General features: G+C 46.9%; 7 protein-coding genes. All 7 read right to left on the bottom strand.

Features of this window, described 5'->3' with window-relative positions:
* Positions 1-44: 44 nt before the first annotated feature.
* The 7 genes from ONB37_05340 to ONB37_05310 all read right to left on the bottom strand — a co-directional run bounded on the left by ONB37_05340 (position 45) and on the right by ONB37_05310 (position 15,360).
* Complete coding sequence (locus ONB37_05340) at positions 45-2,141, bottom strand: M3 family metallopeptidase (protein MDZ7399572.1); 2,097 nt, start codon at positions 2,139-2,141, stop codon at positions 45-47.
* A 360-nt stretch (positions 2,142-2,501) separates the two neighbouring features.
* Complete coding sequence (locus ONB37_05335; GenBank protein MDZ7399571.1) at positions 2,502-3,224, bottom strand: hypothetical protein; 723 nt, start codon at positions 3,222-3,224, stop codon at positions 2,502-2,504.
* A gap of 243 nt (positions 3,225-3,467) precedes the next feature.
* Positions 3,468-4,055 (bottom strand): DJ-1/PfpI family protein, encoded by a 588-nt coding sequence (locus ONB37_05330; protein MDZ7399570.1) that lies wholly within the window; start codon positions 4,053-4,055, stop codon positions 3,468-3,470.
* Between the two features lie 212 nt (positions 4,056-4,267).
* Complete coding sequence (locus ONB37_05325; GenBank protein MDZ7399569.1) at positions 4,268-9,016, bottom strand: efflux RND transporter permease subunit; 4,749 nt, start codon at positions 9,014-9,016, stop codon at positions 4,268-4,270.
* A 158-nt stretch (positions 9,017-9,174) separates the two neighbouring features.
* Complete coding sequence (locus ONB37_05320; GenBank protein MDZ7399568.1) at positions 9,175-12,261, bottom strand: efflux RND transporter permease subunit; 3,087 nt, start codon at positions 12,259-12,261, stop codon at positions 9,175-9,177.
* A gap of 121 nt (positions 12,262-12,382) precedes the next feature.
* A complete protein-coding gene (locus ONB37_05315; GenBank protein ID MDZ7399567.1) occupies positions 12,383-13,435 on the bottom strand; it encodes an efflux RND transporter periplasmic adaptor subunit in 1,053 nt (350 codons plus the stop codon).
* A 434-nt stretch (positions 13,436-13,869) separates the two neighbouring features.
* On the bottom strand, positions 13,870-15,360 hold the full coding sequence (locus tag ONB37_05310; GenBank protein ID MDZ7399566.1) for a TolC family protein: 1,491 nt from the start codon (positions 15,358-15,360) through the stop codon (positions 13,870-13,872).
* Positions 15,361-15,416 lie beyond the last annotated feature (56 nt).

Here is a 15,416-nt window from a genome sequence, read left to right as displayed (position 1 = left end):
GTGATATCCAACCTTTATGAAATTCTGGTGAATTGTTTCGCCTGTTATTTCAAGCCCCGCTTTTCGAGCAAAGCATCGATCTTCGGCTCGGCGCCGCGGAAACGTTTGTAAAGCAGCATCGGGTCCTCCGTATCACCCTTCGACAAAATGTGATCTCGAAATGCTTTGGCGGTCTTTTGATCGAACAAGCTGGTCTCTTTGAAAGCCTGAAACGCATCCGCGTCCAGCACCTCAGCCCAAATATAGCTGTAATACCCAGCCGAATAGCCGCCTGCAAAAATATGTCGGAAATAGGGGCTGCGGTAGCGAACGACAATTTCAGGGATCATACCGATCTTATTCATCGATTGATTCTCAAAAGCGACTGGATCTTGCTCCGTTGTTTCAGTCAATGTATGCCAATCCATATCCAAAAAAGCGGCTGCAAGATATTCCACGGTGGCGAATCCCTGATTGAATTTGCTTGAATTTTTAATTTTCTCAATCAGCTCGTCGGGCATTGGCTCGCCAGTTTGATAATGTCGTGCGTACATCTTAAGGACCTCTGGCTCCGTGGCCCAGTTCTCCATGATCTGGGATGGTAGTTCGACAAAATCTCTGGCGACGTTAGTGCCCGCCAATTTTTGATAGGTGCAATTGGACAGCAACCCATGCAGTGCGTGGCCGAATTCATGGAATAGAGTCAAAACCTCCTCGAGACTCAAGAGCGAGGGCTTATCACTGGTTGGTTTCGAGAAATTACCCACATTACAGATGATCGGTGTGATCATTCTGCCGTCGCGCTTGTATTGCTGTCGATATTCATTCATCCAAGCACCGCCCCGTTTGCTGGAGCGTGGAAAATAATCGGTATAGAGGACAGCGATATGGCTGCCATCAGCTTCTTTGACTTCAAAAGTCTTTACATCGGGATGATATTTGGGGATATCATGCCGCTCATTGAACGTGATCCCATAGAGCTTATTAGCCACCATAAAAACTCCATTGATCACATTCTCCAGCTTAAAATAAGGGCGAAGCATTTCTTCATCTAAATCATATTTCGCTTTGCGGAGCTTCTCAGCATAGAACCACCAGTCCCAAGGCTCCAGTTTAAAATTATTCCCCTCTTTAAAAATTAAACTCTGAAGTTCATTAGCCTCTTTCTTCGCCACCTTAAGGGCAGGTTTCCAGAGTTGGTTTAATAGTTCATAAACCGCCTGGGGTGTTTTGGCCATATTTTCTTCTAACACAAAATCGGCGTGGGTTGGATACCCCAGCAGCTTGGCACGTCTCACTCGCAATGCAGCGATCCTCGATAATATCTTTTTATTGTCCCACTCATTGTTGTTATCGCATTGCATGATATACGCCTTGAACATCTTCTCTCTGAGATCACGCCGTTCAGAATATTGCAAAAATGGGATCAGGCTGGGCTTGTGCAAGGTGAATACCCATTTGCCCTCTTTGCCCCGTTCTTTCGCGGCCTCGGCTGCTGCGACACGGACATTCTCAGGCAAACCAATCAAGTCAGCCTCATTTTCAATAACCATTTCAAAATTGTTCACTTCTTTCAGAACATTATCCCCAAATTGCAGGGACAAAACGGAGAGTTCTTCGTTGATCTTGCGCAACTCCGCTTTGGCTGAGTCTGCCAAATCGGCTCCACCTCGGACAAATTCCTTGTAATATTTCTCAAGCAACCGATTTTGTTCGGGATTCAATCCAAGCTGATCCCGCTGCTGATAAATCTTTTTGATACGCTGGAACAGCTTTTCGTTCAACAAAATATCGTCCTGATGTTTAGCCAACATCGGCGCAACGCGCTTGGCAATGCTTTGCAGACTGTCATTCGTATGAGCTGAAGTCATATTAAAAAACACATTGCTGACTCGGGTTAGCAACTCGCCGCTGTTATCCAAAGCGACCACAGTGTTGTCAAATGTCGGCGGTTCAGCATTCTCTGCAATCTTGGTAATCTCTTGTCGATGCAGCTTAATGCCCTCCTCAAAAGCGGGCATATAATGATGTTCTTTGATTTTTTCAAACGGTGGTGTCTGGAAAGGAGTTTTCCATTCCACGAAGAACGGATTTTTATCCGTCCTCACGCAAGAAAAAATTATCATAGCGGTGGATAGGAATAACAGAATAATGTGCTTCATTTGTCCTCCAAGTTTGATATTGCGATAGCGCTCTCTGCTTGCTATGTTCAGGGGGAAGTTAATCCAAAAAATTTATCAGCATTTTCTTTTTCATAAGTAGAAATTGGAATAGATCACAAAAACCGTTTCATTAATTGCTCAATCTCGCCTGAATTAAAACATGCTACCTGCCGCCTTTTTTTAGATATTTTTTGTGGTAGCATTTGAATTGAGATGCGGTCAAATTGAAACTAGGTGCTTGGAAATCTGGCTTAGAACAAATTCCTGTGCCGTTCTGAACTTGATCGCGGCTCATCGTTTTACAAGGGCAGAAGGCCAGGTTGACAATTTTCTTTCACTTCATTCCCAGGTCATTGCTCATTAAACAAATTTCTCGCGCTTTTGGAGATTCAACAGGCCAAGCAACAAACTGATGACAATGCCAATGAGCAGGTAAATTCTGTTGTTGAACGTTGTCTCCATCCAAACCGCCTGGTTGACGTTGGAGGGCATCGAAAACGGATTCAAGAACAGGTTCCAGCGGCTGGCTGCCAGTTGCCCGCTCAAAATCCAAAAGGTCATTCCGATAATGATAATCACCACAGCGGTACCATTGCCATTGCGGATTATAGTGGAGATCATGAATGCCAAGCAACCGATGAAAAAAATGGGAAACATGAGTTGAAAGACCATCTTGAAAATTGGAACGTTGACCAGTGCCAATGAACTGATCCCGCTGAGCAAAATGAGGATTACGAAAACGACAATGTAGATCAGAACCATCCGCACCAGCCAGACTTTGTAACGATAATTTGGGATGCCAAATAGAATCTCGATCATCCGGGTATCGACATCGTTCTGAATGCCGAAGGTGGTGGGATAAAAAATGATCAAAATGCCAGGCACCAGTAACAGGTAATAGATGGTGCCTTCCGTAGGATTGGCCTCGGCGTTCAACAGGTTGATCGCCGTCACCAATACGAAGATCCCGATGGCGGCCAGCAAAAAATAGAGAAATTTATTGGCAAAAATGATCTTCAAATTATAACGGAAAATACTGACAATGTTGTTAATGAGATTTTTCGTGAGAGTGCGATAATTCATAATCTGAACCTGTTTCTGTGTCACTTTCGCTGAACAAAATTGGACTCAATAATCTTGCCTGAAATGGCAAGCGTTCTGATGAGAAGCTTAACTGGAGAGATAGCAATAGGCTTTCGATGGTAATCCGTTAAATTCGCGCCTCTGGCTATGCTCTCCAGTCCTCGCTCCTAAAATCGGATCTCTTGCAAAGCTGGATTTTCGACTTACTTCATGACGGATCTGTCGAGGGAACTTGCATGATCATTACGGCTCGATTTTGGTGCCGAGCAATTTCAGGAACGCTGCGATCCATTCGGGATGTGCAGGCCAGGCTGGGGCAGTGACCAAATTCCCATCAACGACGGCATTGGAAAAGGTCTCGTTGACCTGTCCCAAAGTTGCACCAGCATTCACACAATCAGGCCCAACAGCAGGGTAGGGGAGAACCTTTTTGCCAGATAACACTTTCGCTGCGGCCAAGATCTGCGGTCCATGGCAAATGGCGGCAATCGGTTTATTATTTTCGGCAAAATGTTTCACAATTTTGATGACTTTCTCATTCAACCGCAAGTATTCCGGCGCGCGGCCACCCGGAATTACCAACCCATCATAGTTCTCAGGTTTGATCTTGTCGAAATTGGCATTGATTTGAAAATTATGCCCTGGTTTCTCACTATAAGTCTGATCCCCTTCAAAATCGTGGATGGCAGTGCGGATCTTATCCCCGGGCTTTTTGTCGGGACAAACAGCATCGACCTGATGTCCCACCATCAATAACATCTGGAACGGTACCATAACTTCGTAATCCTCAGCGTAATCCCCCACCAACATTAGAATTTTTTTTGCGGCCATATTACCCTCCTATGGTTTTGATGATTGGAATTGGTTTGTTAATTTAGAATTTCAAAAAATATCATTCAACGACCATTCCAATAATGCCGCTGCTCTATCGCTGAATCAGTCAATTCAGAATATTGAAAATTTGCCTGAATTATTCGAATTTTGATCGAATCACAGCATAGTCACATCTATTGGGTTGTTGGGTTGCGCGAGATGACCATTGGCTAACATCCCGATTGTCGGAGCAACCACAGATAGGCATCCTCCAGGGTTGGTCGAACCTCTTGCGCATTAGGCGTTGGCCGCTCGGTGGCGATACATCGCGCCCGAATGGACTCCCCATCTCGAATGTGATGGACAATCCACAGATCCTTGCTTACTGCCTCAAATTGCTCGGCAGGAACTTGGAATTGCCAGACAAATCCATCAGCCAGCCGCGCCATCTCCTGGGGATCACCCAAATAGCAGAGACGCCCCTTATTCAATACTGCGACTTTGTTGCATGAGCTGGAAATGTCTTCAATAATATGGGTGGAGAAGATCACAATCCGTTCCCGACTCAATTCAACTAATAAATTCCGAAATCGGATCCGTTCTCTCGGATCGAGGCCGGCGGTCGGCTCATCCACCACTAAAATGCGCGGCAAATGTAACAGCGTCTGGGCAATGCCGATGCGCTGTTTCATTCCCCCAGAGAAAGAGCCAATTTTCTGATGCTTATTTTTTTCTAAATGCACGGCGGCGAGACAATAATTGACCCGTCGTTCCCGTTCTTCTTGATCGTAGATATTTTTCAGAATCGCTTGATAGCTCAAAAATTCATAGGCGGTCATATTCTCGTACGTGCCGAACTCCTGGGGCAGGTAACCGATTAATCCCTGCAATTCCTCTCGCTTTTCTTTTAGGTCAATGTCGTTGATCCAGATGCTGCCGCGACTTTGTTCCAGGATGCCGCAAATGATCCTCATCAGGGTGGTTTTACCAGCGCCATTAGGTCCCAAGAGGCCGAACATACCGCTGCCGATCTCCAATGAAACGCCATCCAGGGCTTTGAACGGCTGTTTTTTCTTTCCGATAATCGGGATGGCCTGAACGAGACGATAAAAATTCTTTCTCAATCCTGCAAATTTACCTGTCAATCGCATGATGTTGATCTCTTCCCGTTGCAGCCGATTAGATGTTGTGTAGACAGCTAATCCAAAATACCAGATCACTGCAATAAAAATGAGGATGGTGATTTTATGCCACTTGAAATAGAAGATGACAAGATTCAATAGGGGAAATCCCCAGAAGAATATCGGATAAAACCATTGCGCGACGAGTTGCAGGAACTGATTATGCTCCTGCTCGAGGCGGTGGCGCAAATAAATGCGGATCGGCTTCCAGAGGGCCAGCACGTAGAAATAAACCAGATGTGCGGTCACAAAGACCCAAAACCCGCTGCGCAAGTAAAAATAGACAAAATAAATCAAGAAACCCAGAGCCGGGAGCAAATAAATAAAATCGTCGAAGTCTCGCCCTGTCCTGTAATCTCGTAACAGGCCAGCCTTAGCTCTAATGCGTAAGCCTTTTTTCCATTCGCGAACGAAACGCATCTCCTGTTCATAGATTTTTACCAAATGCTGGATTTTAATTCGCAGCGCCTCACCGGGTTGAATTATCTCTGCTTTGGCCTGCCGCAGGCTTATCATGATAAAGTAGGTCGCTGCTGGTACAAGCATCACCAACAACACCAGCTCCACGATTTTCCAAAGCAAGCTATCGACATAAAAATAGATCAAGAAGAATCCGATCAGAGCGATTGCCAGTTGGACCAGTTTGATCTTCCAATTGAGCGATCGAATCCACTGAAGCGCCGTTTCCAATCCGGAGTAAACGGTTGGGATGAATACCAGCGTGAACAAAGTACCAGCGGCAAGCCCTCCGATGACCGTGATGGCGAACGGCGCGCCGATGCGGGTGACGTATTCGGCTTTGCCCATCGCTAACGGTAGCATCCCTACGATGGTTGTGATCGCGGTGATGAGGATCGGACGAACACGGGCCTGCCCAGCCATCATCAGCGCCCGGGCCCGGTGATAGCCCCGCTGTCGTAAGATTCGCGTATAATCGATAAGAATAATTCCATTATTCACCACCACGCCGAGTAAAATTAAAAAGCCAGTGAGCGTATTGGCATTCAAAATCGAGTTGCCCGTGAAAATGAGCGCCCAAAATGCACCAATCGAAGCGAGGGGAATGCTAAACAGAATCACGAACGGTTGCCAAGCCGATTCGAACACAGAAGCAAGGATCATGAAGATCAGAATGAGTGCGGCCACGATCAAAAATTTGTACTCTCCAAGTTCGGTCTCATCGTGGATGACTTCCACGGCAACCCCGGGCGGAATATTGAGACTTGCGATCAATTGATCCACCTCGGCGCGGGATGCCTCCAATAGCGGCTTGGATTTGTTTACTTCATCCAAGAATTGATAGGTCACTTCGATCTGCTTCTCTTGATTGACCCGATTGATCCCAGACATCCCAGCGGAATAGACGATTCGGCTCAGTTGTTCTAGCTCATAACTTCCACCGTTTGGCGAGGGGATCCTGAGCGTCCTCAGGTCATCGATAGTTTTCTCTTCCAAATTTTCATTGCGGATGACAATATCGTACTCGTCGCTGCCTTGCTTATATTTCAACCCAGAGGAGAACTCGCTTTGAAATCCAGCCAATTCAGAAGCGATAGTATTCAAGCTAATGTTGTAGTGGCTCAACAACTCTGTATCGAACAATAAATGGATTTCGGGTCGATCATCGGCGATATTCAGACTCACTCGATTCATGGAACTCAAATCTTCCAGATAGTTCCGAATATCGGTAGCTAAATTTCGCATTGTATTGAAATCACGGCCTTTGATCACCACTTTTTCGGTTTGGCTACCGATGCCCAACATTCGTTCCAAATTAGCCCCAGGGTTCGATCGCATGCCACCTCGAAACCGCTGGCTGGCGGCGGGCTGTTCGAAGCTCACGTCGGCCGCTCTATAATCCCGGATGCGATTTTGAATCTCGCTTTTCACCTGGGCAACGGTGCGGTTTTTAATTTTCTCAAAACCTTCTTTCAGTTTGATCGTGATGATCGCCTCTTCTTCGCTGATGTTGCTGACGATATCTTGTTTCTCGTCGATATCGCTGAGCCGCTGCTCCAGTTCAGCCACCACTTGGTCCGTAGCTTGAAGCGTGGAGCCCCGAGGCATGGTGACGTAGAGATTGAACTCTTTGGTCTCCACCTCCTGCGAAACATTGATGCTCAACGCCAGGGCGATCAGCAAGCTGACCAGAAACAAGACAAATGCGAGCACTACGGTCCGCGCAGGAAATCGCATCGTCGCTTTGAGCAACACCCGATAGATTTGCAGCAGCCGATTTTTGGGCGAAATAACATTGAAATGAAGCGAGCTGACATCGGCTTTTTTTCCGCGCATCAGGAAAAAATGGGTGACCATTGGGACCAACAACAGCGCCACCACCAGGGATATCAGCAAGGTGCTGATAATGGACACGCCAATGTGGCGACCGATGAGTCGCACGAGAAAGTCGGATGAGAAAATGAATGGGAGAAACACAGCGACTGTGGTCAAAGTAGCTGCGAAGATCGAGCGCCATACCTCGCGCGTGCCCTGAATGACCGATTGGTCGATTTCTTTACGATCAGAAACCAGTCGATAGATATTTTCCAGCACGACTACGCTATTATCCAGCAACATACCGATGGCAAGCGCCATGCCCACAAGGGTGAGGCTATTGATCGAGATCCCAGCAGCATAAAAAAAGTTGAAAGCAGTGAACAGCGAGATCGGAATCGCCAGCGCAATCACAAATACCAACCGCAAATTCCGCAGGAAAATCCAGAGCACCAGCACCGCGAGTCCACCACCCACTAAAGCCAGTTGCTTGATCAGATCGAGGTTCTTTTCCATGGTTTCAGCCACGTCGCTTTGAACCACGATCTCAATGCCCTGGGGTGCCAATTCTTTATTCAGACGATGCACCACCGCTCGAGCGGTGTGGGAGAGCTCGATCAAATTTACCTGGGTATCGCGCACCAGTTGCATGGTGATGGCCTCGCCGCCATTGACCCGGCTGATGGAAGTCTCTTCTTTGACTCCCACATTGACGCGAGCGACATCTTTGAGCAGTATCGGTCCTTCCCGCTTCACTACGATATTTTCAAGATTGCGCACATCAGTATATTCCGCCACCAGATTGACGAAATATTGCTTATCGCGCTCATAAACTTTGCCGACGAAGGTCCGATTCTGACTATTCTGGGCGATCAACGTCCGAATTTGGGCGGCAGTGATCTGGTGAGCCCGACATGCTTCTTCATTCAAAATGATCTCAACGGATCGTTGCTGACCACCAAAAACCTCAACATTAGCGATACCGTCGATGTTCTCAAATTCGCGGGTGAGCTTCTTATCCACGATCTGACGAATGCGGTTAACACCACCTGCCGAGGCAAGACTATCGCCCCGAGCGACGATCTCCCGAACTTGCAAGCTCATGAACATGTTGCTCAATTGTTCGGTATCGATCTTGAACACGTTGACGAAAAATTCCTCGCCTAAGCTGGGTTTGATGCTGTTCACCATTTCCTGCAATTTGAGGTAAGCGTATTTCACTTTGACATTTTGGTTGTAATAGACGATAATTCGACCGCTGCGTCGATCCGCGAACGATTCGATCTTGTCGATTCCCTGCAATGTGCTGATCGCTCCCTCCAGCGGAATAATGGCGTGCTTTTCCATATATGCGGGATCCATTTCGCGTGCGCCATTGATGTTCACGATCAAAAATGGCAGTTCGGCATTCGGAAATAACTCTACCGGCAGTTGTTGGTACGAAATGTAACCCAACAGCACCAGCCCAATAAAGAGCATGGAGATGAAAGTTTTTCTGTTTATGATGAATTGGATGATGTTCATGAATTATGCTAACCCGTGTTTTTCTTTTCCCAATGAATTGAAACGAGCCAACGAATTGCAATGCCATTGTCCAAATTTCAGATCCAGCATTGAGGCCTGAAATGAGCAATAGGTGAATCCCAAACATTGAATCCAGAGAGTTGCTCACTGCTTCTCATTCATTTCTGCCATCCCAACTGATCCAACACCCAATACACGCAGGGAATCACGGCCAAAGTCAGGAGCGTCGATGTCGTTAAGCCGCCGATTACAGCCAACGCCATGGGGGATCGCAATGCAGCCCCCTCACCGAATCCGAACGTCAACGGGAGCAGCGCTAAGATTGTGGTCAGGCTGGTCATGATGATCGGCCGAATTCGGCGCTGGCCTGCTTCGAGGATCGCCTCTCGCTTGGCAACCCCATCTCGCCTCAGTTGATTAATCGCATCCACTAGGATGATGGAGTCGTTCACCGCAATGCCCGCCAGCATGATGATCCCGATATAGGCCATCATATTTAATGATTTTCCGAGGATGAAAAAGATTAGAATTGCACCAACGCCGGCTAATGGGATCGTTAACAAAATGGTGAAAGGATGAATGAGTGATTCAAACTGTGAAGCCAGAACCATGTAAACCAGAATGATTGATAGGATCAAGGCAAATTTGAGATTGTTGAAAGCCTCTTTGCGTTTCTGCTCTTCCCCAGTGATCTGGTATTGATAATCTGGGGGAAAATCGATTTTGCTTAGCCGTTTTTCGATTTCGCGGACGACCTGATCGAACGGTTTATCGGTCCGCAGATAGGCGGTGACTTTGCCAATCCGTGCTTGATTGGTACGCAAAATCTCACGCGGCGCCATTGCCACCCTGATATTCGCTAATTCATTTAAGCGGAACTTTTGTCCTCCGCTTTCGATCACAATGTCCTCAAGCTGCTTGAGACTAATTTCGGGCAATTTGATGGTCAAATCGTGCAATTCCCCTTTGTATTCCCATTGCCCAGCATTGCGGCCCATGAGCTGGTCTTGAAGCTGAGAACTGATCGTTTCAATCCCGATATTATAAATCCCCGCTTTAACCCGATCCAATACCACTTCCACCTCAGGCCGACCTTCATCAAAACTGGTGGTCAAATTGAACAGCTCGTTCATCTGTTGCAATTGCGTCTTGACCTGGTCTGTCAAATCTTGGAGCACCGCGAGGTCTTCGCCGCGAATTTCGATGGCGATGGGCGCGGACTCCGTTCCCAACGTGGTTTGCAATGCGGTTTGTTCTTGAATGAACTGCATCTCTAATTCAGGAACGTCAGAGAGCGCCTTCCCCAAGCGAGTAATATAAGCATCCACTGAGATTTTATGGTTCGGCGTCAAGGCAATTTTCATTGTGGCAGTGTTTTCACCCTTGAAGATCGAAGTCTCGCTGCCGGTAAGTTCTGAGGATGGCCCGATCTTGCTATAAAGGGTCTCAAGATCTTTGCCAAGGATCTCCCGAACGATGTGTTCGATATTGTCCACCGTCTGCTCGGTCCGGCGCAAGGCAGTTCCTTCTGGCAATTTTAATTCAATCGAGAACTCACTTAAATCCGTTTTGGGAACGAATTCGCTCCCCACAACCGGGATCAAGATGATGGCAATCGCTATCAATCCTATTGCCCCAGCAATTACCAGCCACCTGCGATCCAGAATTTTATCGAGCAGCCTGCTGTATCCCTTGAAATGGATCGAGCGAGGTAGCGATTTTTCGGGCGAAGGATTGAGCGCATGGGCGCTCAACATCGGGATAACCAGAATTGCAACTACCAGTGACGAGAGCAGTGAGAATGCTACTGTCCAAGCCTGATCTTTGAATAGCTCCCCGGCTGAACCATGCAAATAGACGATCGGCAAAAATACCACAATCGTAGTTAGGGTCGACGCTATGATAGCGCCACTGACCTGAGCAGTCCCTTCAATGGCAGCCTCGCGCAAAGATTTTCCCGATTCCAAGAGACGATAGATATTTTCCATCACCACGATGGCATTGTCCACCAGCATCCCAGCGCCGAGTGCCAGCCCACCCAGGGTCATGATGTTCAATGTCAGGCCTTTGAAGTACAACAGGTTAAAAGTGGCGATGATCGAAATAGGGATAGCGGTACTGATGATCGCTGTGGCACCCAGCCGCCGAAGAAAGACATAGATGACGATCACGGCAAGGATGATGCCGATTAAAGCGGTTTGCTTTACCTCATTCACCGCGGTTTTAATGAATTCTCCCTGATTTTGAATGACGGTCAGCTCATATCCCGGCAAAGCCTTCCGCAAGTTCTCCAGTGCTTTGAGCAGATCATCCACTGCTTTGACGGTATTAAATTTTGTCTCTTTATAGATCGCAAGCGCCATGCAGCGCTGCTGATTGACGCGGACGATATTTTCTGGTTCTTTATTCCGAAATGAGATGCGGGCAACGTCACGGAGGTAAACGGGCACCCGTTCCTGGGTAGATGTGGCTTGCAAACCAGTGCTCACCGCTGTGGGTTGCGCATAGGTAACAATGACATTACCGATCTGCTCCAGCGATTGAAATTCGCCGACGCCCTTGATGATGTACTTGCGGCCCATTTCAACAATTGAGCCGCCCGATGCGTTACGATTGTAATTTCGGATACGATTCGCTACCGCTGTCGGAGTCAGGTTGTAGGCCTCCAAAAGGTAATTGTTGGTTTCAATTACCACTTCCTTTTGTTCCTTGCCCAATAGCTCTACTTCAGCAATCCCTTCGAGGCGAATCAGCTCATTGCGCAGATAGTTCTCAGCGACTCGGCGCAGTTCATCCATGTCATCGATTTGCGGATGGGAGAGTGCCAAGATCATCACTGGCGCTGCATTGGGATCGTGCTGGGTGATGTTCAATTCATCGATCTCGGCGTTCTGGCTGAAGGTGGCTAGCGTCTTTTGCAGATCCAGAAACGCCTCGTCCATGTCGGCATTCCAACCATACTCGACGGTGATCTGCGCTGAGCCAACCCGAATGATCGATGATACTCGCGTCACTTTTTTCTGCCGAATGGCCAGCGATTCGATGCTTTCCACAAATTGCTTTTCGATCTCTTCTGGCGGTCGCTCCCCAACTTTCAGCTCGATAAAAATTCTGGGATTGTTGAGATCGGGGAAAAGATCCACCCCCAATTTTGTGAACGAAATATAGCCAAGCAGAATCACCGCCAAGACCAGCATCGAAATGGTTATAGGATAATTGACCGAAAATGTCGTTAATTTTTTCATCTGAATTTCGCGCCTGATCTATTATTTTATTATAAGTCCATGGGAATAGATTTAACAAAGTTATCCAACTTGCAAATCAATTGAATTCTGCAGAGATCTATTCACAACCTCTGGTGTTGCGCTATCGAATGATCTTTACCTTTGACCGATCGCGCAGCGTTTCAAAACCCTTTACTACCAATCGTTCATCCACTTTAAGGCCTTCGGTGACCTCGACAAAATCCGGGTTTTCTAACCCGGTGGAGATGATCCTTCGTCGCGCTGCTCCTTTATCGACCACATACACGGTTTTTCCCTCTCGCGAAGCGATGATGATATCTTTGGGAATAACGATCGCGCTGTCTTTCGACGCCACAATGATATCTGCCTTCACAAACATTCCAGGTCGCAGCAGCCAATCCGGATTGTCAATATCGATCGCCGCCTTAAAAGAACGGGTATCTGGATCCAGCGCTGGGGAAACCTGAGTCACATGGCCCTTCAGCGTGTCCTCTGGAAGGTTATAATTCATCACGCGCACTGGCTGATCGACTTTAACTCGCCCCAACTCCTTCCCTGGCAGGCTGACCTCCATCAACAATTTCCGATAATCCATGATCTGTACCATTTTCTGGTTGGCATCAACCTTGGTCTTAGGAGTATAATAAGGCAAATCGACAATCACACCATCGAACGGCGCTACGATCTTCAATTTAGCCAACTGCAGTTTGGCGCTTTCATAAGCGTACTCCGCATCCATATATAGCTTTTCCGCATTCTTGAGCTCCCGATAGGTTACCCCGCCTTTCTCATAAAGCGACTTCTGCTTTTCAAACTCCTGTTTCGAGATCTCCAGATTGAGCTTCTGCGATTCGATCTTGGTATTATACTCCAGCTCCGGATTGTCCAAATAAATGATCACCTGTCCCTGTTTCACAAAATCGCCCAGGGCAAATGGCTTGTTCGTCCGCGGATTGATGGCCAGTCGATAGTACCCAGATGTCTCGGATTTTAATGTCACATCCTTAACCGCTTTGACTGAACCAGTCGTCGTCAAAAATTCCTCGATCGGTTTGTATTTCACCTCTTCGATAGACACCGGGATCGCAATATCAGATTCAGTCCCGCCCTGCTGTCCCCCACAGCCCAGCAGTATCAAATAAAATAGAATGACTCCAATCGTTATGTTTCTCACGTTTCACTCCTTCATGGTTACGATGTTGATCTACCACAGAATTGACAGCTACCTCGCTGGCTTTTCCAGAATCAGAATCAAATTGAATAATATCACTCCTACCATAATTGGGAAAACTTTGAAAAATTCATTGTTCACATATCTGAACGAGTGCCTAGAAACGCAGGCAGGATAGGATACTGTTTTTCTCTTTTTTTAACTACAAGAAATCGTTGCCAATTTTGTTGAACGATAATTGTCATTTTTGCCGACTCGTCCTTGCAATTTTCGGCTGCGTCTGGAAATTACTCTCCGACAATGATTGCCCAAAAGAATCGGACAAAATTTTCGATGGAAATCGTAATGGCTATTTTTAGACAAAGTGCTCGCCTGTTTAATGTTCGAGTCAAATCCCAGAGATGGATTCATCAAATTTAAATGAAATGTGATTCAACTTATTTCGTGATCACGTCGGGAACTACCCGCTGATTCCTCTCAAAATCCCAGAGCGAGACGACTTTCATATTGAGCAGCTCGATTTTATAATTGATGAGCGCTGCAATCCGATCCAGCTTGGCCTGGGACAATTGATTTTGGATCAGGTTCAAATCCATACTGGTCAAGTCGCCATTTTTATACCGTTCCAAATTAATGTCATAGGTCAATTGAGCACTGCGCAGGCTTTGCTCGGCAATTTCGATTTGGCTCATCAGATTTGTCAGGTTGCGATAGGCACGCCGGATCTCGATAATAATATTATTCTTTTCATCCTCAAGTTGTAGCTCGCTGCTTTTGATCATCGCCTGATACGCTTTGATGGTCGATCTTTTTTGTCCCCAATCGAACAGCGGGACATTGAACTCTAACGATATCCGCTCGTTCTTTGTGGGTGAGTCGAAGATCTCGTTATACTTCGCTCCAGTTCCAGTGATACCATAAGATAGGGTGATGTCGCCACGAAACTCATTGGTCGCTGCAGCGCGGATCAAATTATACTTGGCGTTTTCGACATCGATCTGGCGTTGCCGGATCTCCATCCGATATTTTAGGCCGGTTTCCAATGCCCGCTGTAAATCGATCTCCACTGGCTGATGAGAAATATCGGCCGTCACGGTGATATCATCGAACAGCGAAAGTCCGATCAATCGTTTGAACGAATCCAGATAATTATCGAGCGCTACCTGGGTGTTTTGAACCTTAGATCGGCTTCGGGTCAAATCCAACTCGGCCTGATAAAGCTCCTCTTGGGGACTGAGTCCCGCCTCGACTTTGTTTTTGATGATTTGATAGCTGGCCTCGCGGTTGCGGTATTCATCGAGCGCAATTTCCAAACTGGCCTTTTGCTGATAAATATTGTAGAAGTTCTGAGTGACCTGATACTCCAGAAACAATTTTTGAATCGCGAAATTGAGCGCAGCGTTCTCCAAGTCCAACTCTAGCTCGCGCATCTGTAAATTGGTCCGATTATAAGTGAAGATCGGCTGCGTGAAACTCAGGTATAGGTCGTTGCTGTAGTATTTGTTCTTGGTATTCTGATATTCACTATAAGAATCGAGCCAACCGAACTCGTTGATCAACGTCAAGGTCCCATCGGTCCATGGAATCGGCTGTCGGATCGAGAACGTCCCAACCGATTGTTTGGTTTCGCTGGTGAGATATTTCGAGAAGAAATTATAGAACCTGCGCTGATGCGAATAACTGAATGGGTTCAATGTAAGGCCAAATTGCGATTTGAGCGATGCTTTTTGGGCGTTGAGCAATTGTTGCCCTCGTTCCAGGTTCAATTGATAGCGTCGGATTTCAGGACTGTTTCTCATCGCTGTCTCTAAGGCACGTTCCAGGGTGAACGGCTCTTGCGCTCCCAAAAACTGGACGTTTGCGAACAGCAGTAGAAATACCAGCCGAACGAAATATCGGGTGCTTTTTGCAAATCTCATGATCCACATGGTCAGATCCTCTTTGGTTCTTCAGTTTGTTCCTCTTGAGATGTTTGTTTTTATGA

The organism is candidate division KSB1 bacterium (assembly GCA_034506395.1).
GTDB lineage: Bacteria > Zhuqueibacterota > Zhuqueibacteria > Thermofontimicrobiales > Thermofontimicrobiaceae > Thermofontimicrobium.
The sequence above is the reverse complement of the archived record's forward strand: the minus strand, read 5'-3'. Positions and strand labels throughout refer to the sequence as shown.

Bases quoted from the DNA above. Each gene is read 5' to 3' on its own strand.
- ONB37_05340 (MDZ7399572.1), bottom strand. From the start codon at position 2,141: ATGAAGCACATTATTCTGTTATTCCTATCCACCGCTATGATAATTTTT.
- ONB37_05335 (MDZ7399571.1), bottom strand. From the start codon at position 3,224: ATGAATTATCGCACTCTCACGAAAAATCTCATTAACAACATTGTCAGT.
- ONB37_05330 (MDZ7399570.1), bottom strand. From the start codon at position 4,055: ATGGCCGCAAAAAAAATTCTAATGTTGGTGGGGGATTACGCTGAGGAT.
- ONB37_05325 (MDZ7399569.1), bottom strand. From the start codon at position 9,016: ATGAACATCATCCAATTCATCATAAACAGAAAAACTTTCATCTCCATG.
- ONB37_05320 (MDZ7399568.1), bottom strand. From the start codon at position 12,261: ATGAAAAAATTAACGACATTTTCGGTCAATTATCCTATAACCATTTCG.
- ONB37_05310 (MDZ7399566.1), bottom strand. From the start codon at position 15,360: ATGTGGATCATGAGATTTGCAAAAAGCACCCGATATTTCGTTCGGCTG.